Below are 18,010 nucleotides of genomic sequence, written 5' to 3' on the forward strand. Positions count from 1 at the left end.
TCCCCTATCTCCTGTGAGAGCTGGCTTGCCGGCGATAGCATCACTGCGGCTTTCCTGAAAAACCGTGGCGCCCGCATCACTTGCAAGCCAGCTCCTACAATTAAGCCTCCACCCGGCCTCCCCCGCTCGCCCTGCGCCCCATGCCCCGCTATACTTCCCGGCTTTTCCTGAATAAATGCCAATAGGGTCCCGCCGCGCATGGATAAGACCTACCAGCCGCACGCCATTGAAACTTCCTGGTACAACACCTGGGAGTCCGAGAACTACTTCGCCCCGCAAGGCGCGGGCGACTCCTACACCATCATGATCCCGCCGCCGAACGTCACCGGCAGCCTGCACATGGGTCACGGTTTCAACAACGCGATCATGGACGCCCTGATCCGTTTCCGCCGCATGCAGGGTCGCAACACCCTGTGGCAACCGGGCACCGACCACGCCGGTATCGCCACGCAGATGCTGGTGGAGCGTCAACTCGAAGCCCAGGGCCAGAACCGCCACGATCTTGGCCGGGAAAAATTCCTCGAGAAAGTCTGGGAGTGGAAGGATCAGTCCGGCGGCAACATCAGCCGTCAGATCCGCCGCCTCGGCTCGTCCGTGGACTGGAGCCGCGAGCGCTTCACCATGGACGACGGCCTCTCGGAAGCCGTTAAAGAAGCGTTCGTGCGCCTGCACGAAGACGGCCTGATCTATCGCGGCAAGCGCCTGGTCAACTGGGACACCAAGCTGCACACGGCGATTTCCGACCTCGAAGTGGAAAACCACGACGAGAAAGGTTTCCTGTGGAACCTGAAGTACCCGCTGGCCGACGGCGCGAAAACCGCTGAAGGCAACGACTTCCTGATCGTCGCGACCACCCGTCCGGAAACCATGCTCGGCGACTCCGCCGTCGCGGTGAACCCGAACGACGAGCGCTACAAAGCCCTGATCGGCAAATTTGTCGAGCTGCCGCTGGTCGGCCGCCGCATCCCGATCATCGCCGACGATTACTGCGATCCTGAATTCGGCACCGGCTGCGTGAAAATCACCCCGGCCCACGATTTCAACGACTACGAAGTCGGCAAGCGCCACAACCTGCCGCTGCTGAACATCTTCGACAAGAACGCCAACGTGCTGCCTGCGGCCCAGGTGTTCAACCTCGACGGCACGCTGAACGACAGCATCGACGGCAAGATTCCGGCGGAGTACGCCGGTCTTGAGCGCTTCGAAGCACGCAAGCAGATCGTGGCCGCGTTCGACGCCGCCGGCCTGCTGGTCAGCGTCGACGATCACAACCTGAAAGTGCCGAAGGGCGACCGCTCCGGCACCGTCATCGAGCCGTGGCTGACCGACCAGTGGTACGTGTCCACCAAACCGCTGGCCGAGCCTGCGATTGCCGCCGTTGAAGACGGCCGTATCCAGTTCGTGCCGAAGCAGTACGAAAACATGTACTTCTCCTGGATGCGCGACATCCAGGACTGGTGCATCAGCCGTCAGCTGTGGTGGGGCCACCGGATCCCGGCCTGGTACGACGAGTCGGGCAAGGTTTACGTCGGTCGCGACGAAGCCGAAGTGCGCGCCAAGCACAACCTCGGCCCGGACGTTGCGCTGCAACAGGACAACGACGTACTCGACACCTGGTTCAGTTCGGGCCTGTGGACCTTCTCCACACTGGGCTGGCCGGAAAAGACCGAGTTCCTGAAAAAATTCCACTCCACCGACGTGCTGGTGACGGGCTTCGACATCATTTTCTTCTGGGTTGCCCGGATGATCATGCTGACGATGCACCTGATCAAGAACGAGGACGGCACGCCGCAGGTTCCGTTCAAGACCGTTTATGTGCACGGTCTGGTGCGTGATGGCCAGGGCCAGAAGATGTCCAAGTCCAAGGGCAACGTCCTGGACCCGCTGGACATCATCGACGGCATCGAGCTCGAAACCCTGGTGCAGAAACGCACCTCTGGTCTGATGCAGCCGAAACTGGCGAAGAAGATCGAGAAACAGACCCGCGAAGAGTTCGCCGACGGCATCGCCAGCTACGGCACCGACGCCCTGCGTTTCACCTTCTGCTCGCTGGCGTCCACCGGTCGCGACATCAAGTTCGACATGGGCCGCGTCGAAGGCTATCGCAACTTCTGCAACAAGATCTGGAACGCCGCGCGTTATGTTCTGGACAAGGGCGAAGACTGCGGCCAGAACGGCGAAGCCTACGAGCTGTCGCTGGCGGATCGCTGGATCATCTCGCAACTGCAACGCACCGAAGCCGAAGTGACCCGCCAACTGGATCAGTTCCGTTTCGACCTGGCGGCACAAGCGCTGTACGAGTTCATCTGGAACCAGTACTGCGACTGGTACCTGGAATTGTCCAAGCCTGTACTGTGGGACGAAAACGCGCCGGTCGAGCGTCAGCGCGGCACTCGTCGCACGCTGGTTCGCGTACTGGAAGTGGCGCTGCGTCTGGCGCATCCGTTCATGCCGTTCATCACTGAAGAAATCTGGCAGCGCATCGCGCCGCTGGCCGGCATTCAGGGCAAGACGATCATGCTGCAAGCGTGGCCGGTGGCCAACGAAGAGCGCATCGATCCGGCGGCCGAAGACGACATCGAATGGCTCAAGGGCCTGATGCTCGGCACGCGCAACATCCGTGGCGAAATGAACATCGGCCCGGGCAAGCCGTTGCCGATCTACCTGAAAAACGTCACCGCTGAAGACCAGCGTCGCCTGACCGAGAACGAAGCGTTGCTGAAGAAGCTGGCGCGCCTGGAATCGATCACCGTACTGGCGGCCGGCGAAGAAGCGCCGCTGTCCGCCACCGCGCTGGTTGGCGAGATGGAAGTGCTGGTGCCGATGGCCGGCCTGATCGACAAGAACGCCGAACTGGCGCGTCTGGACAAGGAAATCCTGCGTCTGCAGGGCGAAGTCCAGCGGGTCGGCGGCAAGCTGTCCAACGCCGGTTTCGTTGACAAGGCTCCAGCCGAAGTCATCGAGAAGGAGCGCGCCAAACTGGCCGAAGCCGAACAGGCTCTGGGCAAACTGGCCGAGCAGCACGCGCGGATTGCCAGCCTGTAACGGCAAATCGCACTGAAAAAGGGAGGCCCGCAACGGCCTCCCTTTTTTGTGCCCGGCACTTTTCCGGCCAACAACTCGGCTCCCTGTGGGACAATAGCCGCCACTTTCAGCCCTACCCGAATCGACCACGCCCATGAACGCCCCACGTACACCGAAACCTGCGCGCAAGAAGCCTGACTCCGCCACCCCGGCCAAGCCCGTGGAGCCGCGTAAAGAGGCCAGCCTGCACCCGCGCAATCGCCATCAGGGTCGTTACGACTTCCCGGCGCTGATCAAGACCACGCCGGAACTGGCGAAGTTCGTGATCACCAACCCGTACGGCAAGGAAAGCATCGACTTCGCCAGTCCCGATGCGGTACGTGTGTTCAACCGGGCGTTGCTCAAGTCGTTCTACGGCATTCAGCATTGGGACATCCCGGCCGATTACCTCTGCCCGCCGGTGCCGGGGCGTGCCGACTACATCCACTTCCTGGCCGACCTGCTGGCCAGCAACAATGACGGCGTGGTTCCGCGCGGTGCCATCGTCAATGTGCTGGATATCGGCATGGGCGCCAACTGCGTGTACCCGCTGATCGGTAACAGCGAATACCGCTGGCACTTCCTCGGCTCGGAAATCGACCCGACGGCCGTGGCCGCCGCCAGGGCCATTGTCCAGTCCAACGATCTGAGCAAAGTCATCAAGCTGCGCCAGCAAGAAAACCGCAAGCACATCCTGATCGACCTGCTGGAGCCCGGCGAGCGCTTTGACCTGACCATGTGCAACCCACCATTCCACGCGTCGATGGAAGAGGCCACCAAGGGCAGCGAGCGTAAATGGCGGGCTTTGGGCAAGGCCGACCCGAAGCGCAAGCTGCCGGTGCTGAACTTCGGCGGCCAGTCGGCCGAACTGTGGTGTGAAGGAGGCGAAGCGCGTTTCGTGACGCAACTGATCGCCGAAAGCGCGACCCTTGCGCACAAGGTGTTGTGGTTCAGCACTCTGGTCTCGAAAGCTTCGAACCTGCCCGCCATCGAGATAGCGCTGAAGAAGGCCGGCGCGCTGGAAAGCCAGGTAGTGGAGATGTCCCAGGGGCAGAAGCAGAGCCGCTTTGTCGCCTGGACTTTCCAGACCAAGTCCGAGCAGCAGATCTGGCGGCGTGAGCGCTGGGTGCGCAAGTAATACGTTTCAACCGGGGCGGCGTTTGAGTGCAAAGCGGCCGCCACTACTGCTGAAACACAATCGGCAGGCACAAAAAAACCGTGCCCGGATCACTCCGGCGCACGGTTTTTTTTATCGCTGCGTCTTACTTGTTCACAGCGTCGGTCAGGCCTTTGGCCACAACCAGCTTGATCACTTTCTTGGCAGGGATTTCGATGGCAGCGCCAGTCGATGGGTTACGGCCAGTGCGGGCAGGACGCTCGGTCACTTTCAGCTTGCCGATACCTGGCAAGGTGATTTCGCCGCCGTTTTCCAGCTGATCAGCAACGATTTGGCCCAGTTGGTCCAGAGCGTTACGCGCGGTGGTTTTCGGCGCGTCGATAGCTTCAGCGATGTCGGCGATCAGTTGGTCTTTAGTAAGAGCCATGTAGTGTTCCTTCCCTATCAAATTCATATGGATTGCAGAGTGCAGTGTCAGCCATCGAGCCCGATCTTCTGGATCTGGCACCCTCGGCGATAACCACGACGAGTCGGGGTTATAGATGCCGAAATCAGGGTTTGGTTCGACCTGACAAATGCTGAATGCACGCTTAACGCAGTGACTACGCGTAAGACCGGGCAAAACTAGCACAGAGACAAGGAAATATCCGCCTCTAGCTAGCCAAATGGTCAGGTTTATTGCGCTAAATCGGTAAATAAATGCATACGCGCCGCCCCATGACCCCGAATTGCCCTTCAACCCGCGCCAAAACCAGTGGTTGCGGTACACTGAGCGCTTTTTCGGGGGAGCCCGCCCTCCTCCCTTTCACTTGCCGAGAAGCCCATGCCGATCCGTCATTGCATCGTCCACCTGATCGACAAAAAACCCGATGGCACGCCCGCAGTCCTGCACGCCCGTGACTCTGAACTGGCCGAGTCCGCTGCCATCGAGAACATGCTCGCCGACCTCAACGAGAGCTATAACGCCAAACAGGGCAAAGCCTGGGGTTTGTTTCATCCGGAGTCCGGTGCGTTCCCGTTCAGCGGCTGGCTGAAGGAATACATGGAGGGTGGCAAGGACTTCACCGCGTTCAGCAAAGTCGCGGTCGAGCACCTGCAAAAGCTGATGGAAGAGTCGAACCTGTCGGTAGGCGGCCACGTACTGTTCGCCCATTACCAGCAAGGCATGACCGATTATCTGGCCATCGCCCTGCTGCACCACAGCGAAGGCGTGGCGGTAACCGATCAACTGGACGTGACCCCGTCGCGCCACCTGGACCTCGGCCAGTTGCACCTGGCGGCGCGGATCAACGTCTCCGAGTGGCAGAACAACAAACAGTCCAAGCAGTACATCTCGTTCATCAAGGGCAAGAACGGCAAGAAGGTCTCGGAGTACTTCCGCGACTTCATCGGCTGCCAGGAAGGCGTCGACGGACCGGGCGAGACCCGCACGCTGCTCAAGGCCTTCAGCGACTTCGTCGAGAGCGAAGACCTGCCGGAAGATTCCGCCCGCGAGAAGACCAAGACCCTGGTCGACTACGCCAGCAGCCAGGCCAAGCTCGGCGAGCCGATGGGCCTGGAAGAACTGTCGGAGCTGATCGACGAAGAACGCCCGAAGGCCTTCTACGATCACATCCGCAACAAGGATTACGGTCTGTCGCCGGAAATCCCGGCGGATAAACGCACACTCAACCAGTTCCGTCGTTTCACCGGCCGCGCCGAAGGCCTGTCGATCAGCTTCGAAGCGCACCTGCTGGGCTCGAAGATCGAATACGACGAAGAGGCCGGCACCCTGGTCATCAAAGGTTTGCCCACCTCGCTCACCGACCAGTTGAAGCGCCGTAACTGATGCTCGGCAATGTGCTGAAGAAGGTTGCGCTGGTGTTGCTGGTGGTCGTGGTCTACCAGAATTGGGGCAAGATCGAACGGGTGTTCAACCCCTCGCAGATGGCGTCCGAGCAGGTCCGCGCCAACGCCAAAGTGGTTCTGTACACCACCGACTGGTGCGGTTACTGCAAGCAGACCAAGCGTTTTCTCGATCAGAAAGGCATTCCGTTCAAGGAATTCGACATCGAGAAGGACGCTGAGGCACGCAAGGCGTACGAAGCGCTGGGCGGGCGCGGGATCCCGCTGATCGACGTCAATGGCACGTTGATTCGCGGATTTGATCCGGACGACATTCTCGCCGCACTGAAATGAACGAGGGAGCCAACCGGCTCCCTCGTTTGTTTCAGCGTTTCTCGATTCGAAAACCGAACCGCGGGAAGTGCACATGCACCACGCCACCGCGCTCGTCTTCGCGGCGCAGGATCAGTTCTTCACGACCGGCAAATACCAGCTCGCCGGCAACCGGATCAACGCCGTAGTCAGTGGCTGCGATCACGACTTGCTGGCCCGCTGCAAAACCGTTCGGATCGACAGACTGCTCGTCAGGCAATGCCGCTGGCGTCGAATCGCGCGCAATCTCCAGCGCCTCTTCGGAACTCATCGCACTGGCCGCACCGTGACCGAAGCCCAGCACCCGCCCAAGCCACGCAGACACCGCCGGGTAGTCATCCACCAACGGCGCCGTCACATGCGTAGCCTTGAGGAACCACAGCGGATGCGCCATAGCGAAGTCGGCAATCGATGGCTCGCCGAACAGGAAGTCACCCTCCTCGCGCTGCAACTGCTGCTCCAGGCGCGCCATGATGGTCGGCCACTGATGTTTGGCCTGCTCGGCCGACAGCTTGGTTGCGCTGCCACCGCTGAACAGTCCGGCACGATCGGCGAGGAACGCCTTGATGGCTTCCGGCGGCAACTTGCCGAAACGCACTGCCACCGATTCCGGCTGAAACACCAGGCTCACTGCGTGCTGGAACACCACAGAATCGGCCCAGGTGGCGAAACTGGCGGCGATCATTTCCTGCCCTTCCGGGAAGAACGAAGGCTGGGCCTTTTCCTGCTCCAGACGACGGGCGATCAGCGCAGTGTCGCAATAGATATCGGCGCCAATCTGCAGCACCGGGGTCTTGCGGTAACCACCGGTCAGGGCAGTCAGGTCAGGCTTGGGCATCACCGGCGAGATGTGCACCGAACGCCAGGACAAGCCCTTGAAACCCAGCAGCAGCCGGGCCTTTTCGGCGAATGGAGAGGTCGGGTAATGATGGAGGATCAACTCGGACATGCTCGGCTCCGCCGCACAGAAAGTGAATCAGCAGCTTAGCGCGCAATTCGTTCGCAGCCTACGGATCCGGCTGATGGGAACTGATCAGTCAGGTTGATAAAGCACTGGAGAGTTCTCGAAAAAAACCGTCTCAGCCGAAACCGAGACGGTTTTCCCACTGCAATGGCCTTACATCAGGTCATCGAAGTGATCTCGCAGGAACTCGTAAAAGCGAAACGCTTTGAACGACCTCCATACGAGGCTCAGAGTACGCAGCAAAAGCTTCATACGTTTTGGCCTCCGGTTGGGGGCCAAACCTCCAGCGTGCTTACCGGACCACGTACGCCTTCGGAATACACGCCAATGTATCCAATGAGGCGGCCGGTTGTGATCCCTCTGAAAGATCATTCCGGCACGGGAGCAACCCCATGTCAGAGGGCATGAAACCGTTACGTCGATCAGCCAGACCTCAAAAGCTGCATTGGCATGCGAGCGGACGAATAGTAATCGGATTGCTATATCGTCATTTAAACAAATGAGCTCAAAACCGCATTCTCTGGAATGGTTGTATCTAGGCTTGCCTGGTGACGCAAAGACGAATACTCTTGGCCTGCGCCAGTGTATCCAGTGAGATGCAGTAAACCTCGGCCGCAAACCGAGGTTTACCGAAAAAGCCGCCTACCAAGGCGGTTTTTTCTTGCCTGTCGTTTATGCAACGTGCCGCCTCTACGGAAGGGATATCTACAAGGCTTGAAGCCTTATTCAGTCCGGCCGATAAGACGCTACCAGACATTCCTTCGCACTCTTCCTGAGCTTCTTGATCAACCGCTCCTGACGCAACGCATCACTCTTGTCACGGCAACGCTCGGTATAGACCAGCGCCATCGCCGGGCTCGATAGAAAGAATCGCGCACCCTTGCCGCTCTGGTGCTTGGCGAAACGGCGCACGGGATCATCGCTGATCCCGCAGTACAGCGAACCGTTGGCGGCACGAACGAGGTAGACGAACCAGGACTTGCTCACTGGAACGCCGGCTTCGGGAGGATTTTCGCTGAGGCTGGTCACGGGGCAATTCAGGCGTAAGGGAGACAGGCGGCGATCTTATCAGCGACTCGCCTGAAATGCCTTCAACCCTTTCAGCGCCTGGGTGCGGACGGCGTTGCGCACCAGTGGCGTCCAGCCCAGCAGCAGGCCCTTGAAGCCCAGTGCCTGGCGAGACCAGCGCCACAGGTCGAAGTGGTCGTGGTGTTCGCAGATCTTGCCGTCGCGGAAGACGAAGCGTGCCTGGATGTCGTTGATCACGACGTTGCCGGTCTGGCTGAACAGGTAAGTCGCCACCCAGTGGGCGCCGCCGCTGCGCTCGTCGGCGCGGACGTTGTCGAAGGTCAGGGAGAAGTCCTTAGCCCGTGTGGTGAGCATGCGCCACATGTCACCGGCATCACGGCCGCGCAGCTCGCCGAAGACCGGGTCGCTGAACACCGCGTCGTCGGTGTAGCAGGCCGCCATGGCCTCGGCGTCGAGGCGCTGGAAAGCCTGGTAGAAACGGGTGATCAGGGCGCTGTTGGCTTCTTCGCTCATGGGCAATCTCCAGGAAATGTACAGATTGCCAGCACGATAATCCGCAAACGCCCGAAACACTATCGGCATTCGCATTCCGAATACCGACAGTGTCGTGCGCATCAGACCTTTTCGCTTTCCACCTGCACGTACAACGCGCGCCCGGCACCGAGCCCGGCAAGGATCGCACCGGCACCGATGATGCCGAAGATCCAGCCCACGGCGTTCCAGCCGCCGGTCCAGTCGTGCACCACGCCGACCGCGAACGGCCCCATGGACGCGAGGGTGTAACCGAAGCCCTGGGACATGCTCGACAGGTTCGCCGCGACGTGGGAGTCCCGCGAGCGCAGCACGATCAGGGTCAGCGCCAGGCTGAACGTCCCGCCCTGCCCCAGGCCCAGCAGGATCGCCCAGCCCCACAGGCCTTCGATCGGCGCATAGAGGCAACCGAACAGGCCGCCGAGGGTCAGCGCCATCACCACCACGATCGCCAGTCGCTGATCCTTGCCGCGCGTGGCCAGCCACGGCGCCGCCAGCGAACTGGCGAGCTGGATGATCACCGAACCGGACAGCACCAGACCGGCCTGGGTCGGCGTAAGCCCGCGCCCGATCAGGATCGACGGCAACCAGCCGAACACGATGTAGGCCAGCGACGATTGCAGGCCCATGTACAAGGTCACCTGCCAGGCCAGCGGATCACGCAGCAGCCCGCGCACCCGATAGGCAACGTTATGCGCCCCCTGCTTCTGACCGATCTGCGGCAGCCAGAACACCGCCGCGACCAACGCCGGAATCACCCAGAAGCCGAGGCCCATGGCCCAGCTGTGGTCGAAGTGCTCGCTTAACGGCACGGTCGAGCCCGCCGCCATCGCCGCGCCCAGGCACAGGGCCATGGTGTAGACACCGGTCATGGTGCCGGCATGCCTGGCGAAGTCACGCTTGACGATGCCCGGTAGCAGCACGCCGATGATGCCGATACTCGCGCCGCCCAGAACGCTGCCGGCAAACAGACCGATTTCACCGAAGTTGCTGCGCAGGATGATGCCACCAGCCAGTGTCAGAAGAATCCCCAGCACCACCCGCTCGGCACCGAAGCGTCGCGCCAGCACCGGAGCCAACGGGGCGAACAGACCGAGGCAAAGCACCGGCAACGTCGTCAGCAACCCCGCCTGAGCGGCAGACAAACCAAGGCTTTTCGACACTTCACTGAGCAGCGGTGCCATGCTCGACAGCGCCGGACGCAGGTTCAACGCCACCAGAATCAGACCCAGCAGCAACAGCCACGGGCGCCGCACCAACGGATGACTTTGCTGCACCTGCTCGTCATCGGCCTCGGCATCGATCAGCAACTCCTCCAGTTCGGCGGTGCGCTTGGGGGCGTTGGAGGCTTCAGGGCGGGACATGGTTTTCTCGGTTTCAGGGTTCATTGATCAGTTGCCTCGACAGGGCTTTGGCCCGTTCCGGATCACGCTGTTCGACGGCCTCGAACAGGGCGATGTGCAAATCGAAGACTTCCTGTCGACGAGGGACGATGTTCAGGGTCTGACGCAGTTGCGCGCCGACGATGCTGGAAAAGTAGCGATACAGCTCGCTGAGGGTCGGGTTGTGCGCGGCGTCCACCAGACGGCGGTGGAACACCAGGTCACAGGCGATGTAGCTGTCTAGGTCACCGTGATAGTGGCTGCCGGCAACGCCAAGCGCCTCGCGCAACCCCGCCAGATCCTCATCGGTGCGGCGCAACGCCGCCAGGCCGATGGCCTCGACTTCAAGGATGTGCCGGGTTTCCCGGGCCTGATCCAGCGAACATCGGGACAGCGCCTTGAGCGTGTCCATCGGATCGACCACCGCCCGTAGATAGCTGCCGTCACCCTGGCGGATTTCGATCAACCCGGAGAACGCCAATACCCGCATCGCCTCGCGCACGGTATTGCGGCTGATGCCCAGTTCGGCGCACAGCTCGGGTTCGGTCGGCAAACGCTGACCGACCTGCCAGGTGCCGTCGGTGATGCGCTGACGCAATTGATCCAGGGCCTGGTCGACCAGGGAACGCTTAATCAACAAAGAGTTTTCAGACATGGAATTCGCCCTGTCATCCAATCATGGGATGAATTTGCTGACAGGGTAGTCAGATTTTTCAAACAGGGCAACCGGCAAAATCCGGGCAAAAATAAACCCGGAGCTGAGTCCGGGTTTATTTCAATGCCTGAATCGGATCAATGCAGAATCTGACTCAGGAACAACTTGGTCCGATCATTCTGCGGATTGTCGAAGAAGTCGTTCGGTGCCGCCTGCTCGACGATTTCGCCCTTGTCCATGAAGATCACGCGGTTGGCCACGGTGCGGGCGAAGCCCATTTCGTGGGTTACGCAAAGCATGGTCATGCCGTCTTCGGCCAGGCCGATCATGGTGTCGAGAACCTCCTTCACCATTTCCGGGTCGAGTGCCGAGGTCGGTTCGTCGAACAGCATGATTTTCGGTTTCATGCACAGCGCACGGGCGATCGCCACACGCTGCTGCTGACCGCCGGACAGTTGCCCCGGGAACTTGTGCGCCTGCTCCGGAATGCGTACGCGCTCCAGATAGTGCATGGCGATTTCCTCGGCTTTGCGCTTGGGCATCTTGCGCACCCACATCGGCGCCAACGTGCAGTTCTGCAGAATGGTCAGGTGCGGGAACAAATTGAAGTGCTGGAACACCATGCCGACTTCACGGCGGATCGCTTCGATCTGCTTGAGGTCGTTGGTCAGTTCCACGCCATCGACCACGATGCGGCCCTGCTGGTGTTCTTCCAGACGGTTCAGGCAGCGGATGGTGGTGGACTTGCCGGAACCCGACGGGCCGCACAGCACGATACGTTCGCCCTGTTTGACGTTGAGGTTGATGTCTTTCAGCACGTGGAACTGGCCGTACCACTTGTTCACGCCCTGCATCTGAATGATGCCTTCAGGGCCCACTGGCTTTTTGATTGCTTCGCTCATCGAAAAAACTCCTAACGCTTGTGGCCAGTGTCGAGCTTGCGTTCCAGGTGCATGGAATAGCGCGACATGCCAAAACAGAAAATCCAGAACACCAGGGCGGCGAACACGTAGCCTTCGGTGGCCATGCCCAGCCATTTCGGATCGGCAGCGGCTTGCTTGACGCTGTTGAGCAGGTCAAAGAGGCCGATGATGATCACCAGGCTGGTGTCCTTGAACAGCGCGATGAAGGTGTTGACGATGCCGGGAATCACCAGCTTCAGGGCCTGCGGCAGAATCACCAGGCCCATGGCGCGCCAGTAACCGAGGCCCATCGCGGCCGCGGCTTCGTACTGACCTTTGGGGATCGCTTGCAGACCGCCACGCACCACTTCGGCAACGTAGGCCGACTGGAACAGGATCACGCCGATCAGTGCCCGCAGCAGCTTGTCAAAGTTCATGCCTTCGGGCAGGAACAGCGGCAGCATCACCGAAGACATGAACAGCACGGTGATCAGCGGCACGCCGCGCCAGAACTCGATGAACGTCACGCAGACCACACGAATGGCCGGCATGTTCGAACGTCGTCCCAAGGCCAGCATAATCCCCAGCGGCAGCGCGCCGGCGATACCGACGGTGGCGATCACCAGAGTCAGCATCAGGCCGCCCCACTGGCTGGTGGCAACGGCGCTCAGGCCGAACACGCCGCCATGCAGCAGGCACCAGGCAACGATCGGATAGATCACCAGGAAGCTCAGCCCGTACACCGCCTTACGCGGCACACGCTTGATGAACAGCGGCGCCACGCCGATGACTGCCAGCCACACGGTCAGGTCCACGCGCCAGCGCAGGTCCGCCGGGTAGTAGCCGTACATGAACTGGCCGAAACGCTGCTCGATGAACACCCAGCAGGCGCCTGCCTTGGTGCAGTCGGCGCGGGTGGTGCCGACCCAGTTGGCATCGAAGATCGCCCAGCTGAGCAGTGGCGGAATCACCAGGTAAATCAGATAGAACGCAAACAGGGTCAACAGGGTGTTGAGCCAGCTGGAGAACATGTTCGCGCGGATCCACGCCATCGGGCCGAAGACCTTGGCCGGCGGTGGCATGTCGGGTTTGAAAGTATGAGTACTCATGCGCTATTCCTTACCGCTCGATCAGCGCAATGCGCTTGTTGTACCAGTTCATCAGCAAGGAAATGCTGATACTGATCGCCAGGTACACGCTCATGGTGATGGCAATGACTTCGATCGCCTGGCCGGTCTGGTTCAGCACGGTGCCGGCGAACAGCGAAACCATTTCCGGGTAACCGATACCGGCCGCCAGCGAGGAGTTCTTCGCCAGGTTCAGGTATTGGCTGGTCAGCGGCGGAATGATCACCCGCAGCGCTTGCGGAATGATCACCTTGCGCAGGGTCGGGCCGTTGCGCAGGCCGAGGGAACGCGCCGCTTCGGTCTGGCCGTGGCTGACCGACTTGATCCCCGAACGCACGATCTCGGCGATGAACGCCGCGGTGTACACGGTCAGGGCCAGGGTCAGGGCCAGCAGTTCCGGGATCAGTACCCAGCCGCCGACGAAGTTGAAGCCTTGCAGCTTCGGCATTTCCCAATGCAGCGGCGCGCCGAAGATCAGCGCGCACAGCGTCGGGATCACCAGGAACATCGCCAGGCCGACCCAGAACTTGTGGAACGGCTCGCCGGTTTCCTCGAAACGTTTGGTGGCCCAACGGCTCATCAGCACGATGGCAACGATGGCCACCACGATGCTGACCACGAACGCCCAGAAGCCGTCGGCCATTTGCGCGGCCGGCATGTTCAGGCCACGGCTGCTGACGAAGAAGGTGTCGCCGAAGTTGTGACTGTTGCGCGGCCCCGGCATGGTCAGGAACACCGCGAAATACCAGAACAGGATTTGCAGCAGCGGCGGAATGTTGCGGAAGACTTCCACATACACGGTCGCCAGTTTGCTGATGATCCAGTTCGGCGACAGCCGCGCCACACCGATGATGAACCCCAGCAAAGTCGCCAGGATCACGCCGATGAAGGTCACCAGCAAAGTGTTGAGCAGGCCGATCACGAACACGCGGGCATAGCTGTCCGCTTCGGTGTAGGAGATCAGGTGTTGAGCGATGCCGAACCCGGCACTGCGCTCCAGAAAGCTGAACCCGGACGTGATGCCCCGGTGCTGCAGGTTGGTCTGGGTGTTGTCGAACAGATACCAGCCCATGGCGACCACCGCCACGACGGTGATGATCTGGAATAGCCACGCACGCACACGCGGATCGCTGAGGCTGAACCTCTGCTTTGGTGCGCCGATTGAATTTTGCATGAAGTGCCCCGCAAGAAATGGAACAGAACATCACCCGGCGGTTGGCCCGCCGGGTGATAGAACCATCAGCGCACTGGTGGTGCGTACTGAATGCCGCCGTTGTTCCACAGCGCGTTCAGGCCACGGTCGATTTCCAGCGGAGTGCTCTTGCCGAGGTTTTTCTCGAAGATTTCGCCGTAGTTACCCACCTGGGAAACGATTTTCACCACCCAGTCCTTCGGCAGTTTCAGGTCCTTGCCGTACTCGCCGTCGCCACCCAGCAGACGGGCAACGTCCGGGTTCTTGGTGGACTTGGCTTCATCGAGTACGTTTTTCGAAGTTATGCCGGCCTCTTCAGCGTTGAGCAGCGCGTAGCCGACCCAGCGCACGATGGCCAGCCACTCGTCGTCGCCGTTACGCACGACCGGGCCCAGAGGTTCCTTGGAAATGGTTTCCGGCAGAACCACGTAGTCCTTCGGCGAAGCCAGCTTGCTGCGCTGGGCGAACAGCTGGGACTTGTCGGAGGTCAGCACGTCGCAACGACCGGATTCCAGCGACTTGGCGCTTTCATCGGAGGTGTCGAAAGTGATCGGGGTGTACTTCAGGCCATTGGCGCGGAAGTAGTCGGAGACGTTCAGCTCGGTAGTGGTACCGGCTTGAATGCAGATGGTCGCGCCGTCGAGTTCCTTGGCACTTTTCACGCCCAGCTTGTTGTTGGCCAGGAAGCCCACGCCGTCGTAGTAAGTGATGAAGCCAGGGAATTTCAGGCCCATGCCCGCGTCACGGGAGCTGGTCATGGTGGTGTTGCGCGACAGGATGTCGATCTCGCCGGACTGCAGCGCGGTGAAGCGCTCCTTGGCGTTCAACTGACTGAACTTGACCTTGGTCGCATCGCCGAACACGGCAGCGGCCACGGCACGGCAGACGTCGGCGTCGATGCCGAGAATCTTGCCGGTCGAATCCGGTACGGAGAAGCCTGGCAGACCGTCGCTCACGCCACACTGCACGAAACCTTTCTTCTGTACCGCATCCAGGGTTGCACCCGCCTGAGCGAACCCGCTGACACCCAGTACTGCAGCAGCAGTCACGATCGCCAGCGTGGATTTCAACATCTTCATTCAAACCTCCAGTTTTGCTCTTGTTGTGTCGGAGCTTGAGTCCAGTCGCACCCTTTTGAGGCGTTGTTGACCCGTGTTGGCTTTTTATGGGGTCAACCGACGCAGGACCTTCGCTATGAGTCTAGTAGGAGAAAATCCACATCATGGACAACTCACTTCTCACCAGTCGGCCGAACGGGCGGTAGCCCTTTCACGTTCGCGAAGCCCGTTGCGGCCATTGGCGAACATCCATCACCGGATTCTTTGCTATCCCGTCGCCGGGCGTTCACTGATAGTGTTACCGCCAGGCGCGAGATCGATTGCACGACTACCTCATAGCAAAGCCCGTACCACACCGCTCGCTGAAGCGATTGAGCGACAGGTCAATAGCAAAACTTGTAGCCTTGCGACATCTTCTTAACGGATCAACCGGGCGCGCACCCCAATCACGCACTTAATGAGAGCGCCCGCACATTTTTGGAGCAGCCATGACCGAGCCCTTGATTCTTCAGCCTGTTAAGGCAGCCGACGCCTGCGTGATCTGGCTGCACGGCCTCGGCGCCGACCGCTATGACTTCCTGCCGGTGGCCGAGGCCCTGCAGGAAAGCCTGCTGAGCACGCGCTTCGTACTGCCTCAGGCGCCGACCCGCCCGGTGACCATAAATGGCGGATATGCCATGCCGAGCTGGTATGACATCAAGGCCATGAGCCCGGCACGGGCCATCGATCGCGATGAGCTGGAAGCATCCGCCGATCACGTCATCGAATTGATCGAACAACAGCGCGCCAGCGGAATAGACGCTTCGCGGATTTTCCTCGCCGGTTTTTCCCAGGGCGGCGCCGTGGTCTACCACACCGCTTTTCTGAAATGGCAGGGACCGCTGGGCGGCGTGCTGGCGTTGTCGACCTACGCGCCGACCTTCAGTGACGAACTGGAGCTGTCCGCCAGCCAGCAACGGATTCCGGCACTGGCGCTGCACGGCCAGTTCGACAACGTGGTGCAGAACTCCATGGGCCGCACGGCGTATGAGTATCTGAAGGCCCATGGTGTCACCGTGACATGGCAGGAATACCCAATGGAGCACGAAGTGTTACCCGAAGAAATTCGCGACATCGGCGTGTGGCTGAGCGAACGTCTGCGCTGATCGTCCGGGGCTCGATTTTCCGGTGGTCGGGCCCCTTTGATCATCCCACTACGCCGCGCCCGTTTCTTGCATTACACTGGCCGGCGTACATTCCTTAACCAATTGATGAGATGACCGTGCTCAAAGCACTCAAGAAGATGTTCGGTAAAAGCGAGGCTGAGCAGCTCGCGCCCGCTCCCAGTGCGCCGTCGCACGCCCCCGGCCATCGCAGCGATGGCAAACAGGCCGACCGCCAGGCTCCCGTAGCCACACCGAAACGCGAACCGAAAACCGACCCTGTCGCCGCTCCGGTCACTGAACCGGCCCGCAGCGAAGCACCCAAACCGGCCAAGCCACGCCGCGAACCGAAGCCCAAGGCGCCGGTGATTCCCTGGAAACTCGAAGATTTCGTCGTCGAGCCACAGGAAGGCAAGACCCGTTTCCACGATTTCAAGCTCGCCCCGGAACTGATGCACGCCATCCACGACCTGGGTTTCCCGTATTGCACGCCGATCCAGGCCCAGGTGCTGGGTTTCACCCTCGCCGGCAAAGACGCCATCGGCCGCGCCCAGACCGGCACCGGCAAGACCGCCGCGTTCCTGATCTCGATCATCACCCAGCTGTTGCAGACCCCGCCGCCGAAAGAGCGCTACATGGGCGAGCCTCGGGCGCTGATCATCGCACCGACCCGTGAGCTGGTGGTGCAGATCGCCAAGGACGCCGCCGACCTGACCAAGTACACCGGCCTCAACGTCATGACGTTCGTCGGCGGCATGGACTTCGACAAGCAGCTCAAGCACCTCGAAGCCCGCCACTGCGACATCCTCGTCGCGACCCCGGGCCGTCTGCTCGACTTCAACCAGCGCGGCGACGTGCATCTGGACATGGTCGAAGTGATGGTGCTGGACGAAGCCGACCGCATGCTCGACATGGGTTTCATCCCGCAGGTACGGCAGATCATTCGCCAGACCCCGCCGAAAAGCGAACGCCAGACCCTGCTGTTCTCCGCGACCTTCACCGATGACGTGATGAACCTCGCCAAGCAGTGGACCACCGATCCTGCCATCGTCGAAATCGAGGTCACCAACGTGGCCAACGAAAACGTCGAACAGCACATCTATGCGGTGGCCGGTGCCGACAAATACAAACTGCTCTTCAACCTGGTCAACGACAACGGCTGGGAGCGGGTCATCGTGTTCGCCAACCGCAAGGACGAAGTGCGCCGCATCGAGGAACGCCTGGTGCGCGACGGCATCAACGCCGCGCAACTGTCCGGCGACGTGCCGCAGCACAAACGGATCAAGACCCTGGAAGGTTTCCGTGAAGGCAGGATCCGCGTATTGGTCGCCACCGACGTGGCCGGTCGCGGCATCCACATCGACGGTATCAGCCATGTGATCAACTTCACCCTGCCGGAAGTGCCGGACGACTACGTGCACCGCATCGGCCGTACCGGTCGCGCGGGCGCCGATGGCGTTTCGATCAGCTTCGCCGGTGAAGACGACTCCTATCAGTTGCCGTCCATCGAAGAAAAACTCGGTCGCAAGATCAGCTGTGAAACCCCGCCGACCCATCTGTTGCGGGCAGTTGAGCGCAAGCGTCCACAGTAAGCGACGCCATAAAGAGAAGCGCAGCCGGCAACGGACTGCGCTTTTTTTTTCGCCCGGATA

General features: G+C 60.7%; 16 protein-coding genes. 6 read left to right on the forward strand and 10 right to left on the reverse strand.

Annotated elements, in window-relative coordinates:
- Window positions 1-198 precede the first annotated feature (198 nt).
- Both OQ248_RS05465 and rlmF read left to right on the forward strand, forming a co-directional pair.
- Window positions 199-3,045 carry a valine--tRNA ligase gene (locus OQ248_RS05465; RefSeq protein WP_134825574.1) on the forward strand — a complete coding sequence of 949 codons (2,847 nt, stop codon included), beginning with the start codon at window positions 199-201 and terminating at the stop codon, window positions 3,043-3,045.
- Window positions 3,046-3,178: 133 nt separating this feature from the next.
- Window positions 3,179-4,201, forward strand: a complete 1,023-nt coding sequence (gene rlmF / locus OQ248_RS05470; protein WP_265812244.1) for a 23S rRNA (adenine(1618)-N(6))-methyltransferase RlmF — start codon at window positions 3,179-3,181, stop codon at window positions 4,199-4,201.
- A gap of 124 nt (window positions 4,202-4,325) precedes the next feature.
- Here rlmF and OQ248_RS05475 read toward each other — a convergent pair whose 3' ends face one another.
- Complete coding sequence (locus OQ248_RS05475) at window positions 4,326-4,607, reverse strand: HU family DNA-binding protein (protein ID WP_003221909.1); 282 nt, start codon at window positions 4,605-4,607, stop codon at window positions 4,326-4,328.
- A 396-nt stretch (window positions 4,608-5,003) separates the two neighbouring features.
- Between OQ248_RS05475 and yejK the strand changes: the two genes are divergently transcribed.
- Together yejK and OQ248_RS05485 are read left to right on the forward strand one after the other, a co-directional pair.
- Complete coding sequence (yejK, locus tag OQ248_RS05480; protein WP_007957356.1) at window positions 5,004-6,008, forward strand: nucleoid-associated protein YejK; 1,005 nt, start codon at window positions 5,004-5,006, stop codon at window positions 6,006-6,008.
- Entirely contained in the window at window positions 6,008-6,358 is a 351-nt protein-coding gene (locus OQ248_RS05485; RefSeq protein ID WP_085729721.1) for a glutaredoxin family protein, read from the forward strand. Before yejK ends, OQ248_RS05485 begins: the two co-directional genes overlap by 1 nt.
- A gap of 31 nt (window positions 6,359-6,389) precedes the next feature.
- Here OQ248_RS05485 and OQ248_RS05490 read toward each other — a convergent pair whose 3' ends face one another.
- The 9 genes from OQ248_RS05490 to OQ248_RS05530 form a co-directional block, all read right to left on the reverse strand.
- Entirely contained in the window at window positions 6,390-7,325 is a 936-nt protein-coding gene (locus OQ248_RS05490; protein WP_265812245.1) for a glutathione S-transferase family protein, read from the reverse strand.
- Window positions 7,326-8,066: 741 nt separating this feature from the next.
- Window positions 8,067-8,369: a GIY-YIG nuclease family protein gene (locus tag OQ248_RS05495; RefSeq protein ID WP_265812246.1), complete on the reverse strand. Its 303-nt coding sequence runs from the start codon at window positions 8,367-8,369 to the stop codon at window positions 8,067-8,069.
- A 39-nt stretch (window positions 8,370-8,408) separates the two neighbouring features.
- Complete coding sequence (locus OQ248_RS05500) at window positions 8,409-8,882, reverse strand: nuclear transport factor 2 family protein (RefSeq protein ID WP_265812247.1); 474 nt, start codon at window positions 8,880-8,882, stop codon at window positions 8,409-8,411.
- 101 nt (window positions 8,883-8,983) lie between these two features.
- A complete protein-coding gene (locus OQ248_RS05505) occupies window positions 8,984-10,288 on the reverse strand; it encodes a CynX/NimT family MFS transporter (RefSeq protein ID WP_265812248.1) in 1,305 nt (434 codons plus the stop codon).
- Complete coding sequence (locus tag OQ248_RS05510; protein ID WP_265812249.1) at window positions 10,278-10,937, reverse strand: FadR/GntR family transcriptional regulator; 660 nt, start codon at window positions 10,935-10,937, stop codon at window positions 10,278-10,280. The genes OQ248_RS05505 and OQ248_RS05510 overlap by 11 nt, the downstream gene beginning before the upstream one ends.
- Before the next feature lie 137 nt (window positions 10,938-11,074).
- Window positions 11,075-11,839, reverse strand: a complete 765-nt coding sequence (locus tag OQ248_RS05515; protein ID WP_003221897.1) for an amino acid ABC transporter ATP-binding protein — start codon at window positions 11,837-11,839, stop codon at window positions 11,075-11,077.
- A gap of 11 nt (window positions 11,840-11,850) precedes the next feature.
- On the reverse strand, window positions 11,851-12,948 hold the full coding sequence (locus OQ248_RS05520; RefSeq protein WP_085729716.1) for an amino acid ABC transporter permease: 1,098 nt from the start codon (window positions 12,946-12,948) through the stop codon (window positions 11,851-11,853).
- 10 nt (window positions 12,949-12,958) lie between these two features.
- Complete coding sequence (locus tag OQ248_RS05525; protein WP_085729715.1) at window positions 12,959-14,140, reverse strand: amino acid ABC transporter permease; 1,182 nt, start codon at window positions 14,138-14,140, stop codon at window positions 12,959-12,961.
- A gap of 65 nt (window positions 14,141-14,205) precedes the next feature.
- The gene (locus OQ248_RS05530; protein ID WP_265812250.1) at window positions 14,206-15,237 is read right to left on the reverse strand and encodes an amino acid ABC transporter substrate-binding protein; all 1,032 of its coding nucleotides are present in this window, start codon (window positions 15,235-15,237) and stop codon (window positions 14,206-14,208) included.
- Window positions 15,238-15,704: 467 nt separating this feature from the next.
- Here OQ248_RS05530 and OQ248_RS05535 point away from each other — a divergent pair, with 467 nt between their 5' ends.
- Together OQ248_RS05535 and rhlB are read left to right on the forward strand one after the other, a co-directional pair.
- Entirely contained in the window at window positions 15,705-16,361 is a 657-nt protein-coding gene (locus tag OQ248_RS05535; RefSeq protein WP_085711686.1) for an alpha/beta fold hydrolase, read from the forward strand.
- A 110-nt stretch (window positions 16,362-16,471) separates the two neighbouring features.
- On the forward strand, window positions 16,472-17,950 hold the full coding sequence (gene rhlB / locus OQ248_RS05540; RefSeq protein ID WP_085711687.1) for an ATP-dependent RNA helicase RhlB: 1,479 nt from the start codon (window positions 16,472-16,474) through the stop codon (window positions 17,948-17,950).
- Window positions 17,951-18,010: the final 60 nt, after the last annotated feature.

This window comes from Pseudomonas sp. COW5 (genome assembly GCF_026240005.1).
Lineage (GTDB): Bacteria > Pseudomonadota > Gammaproteobacteria > Pseudomonadales > Pseudomonadaceae > Aquipseudomonas > Aquipseudomonas kribbensis.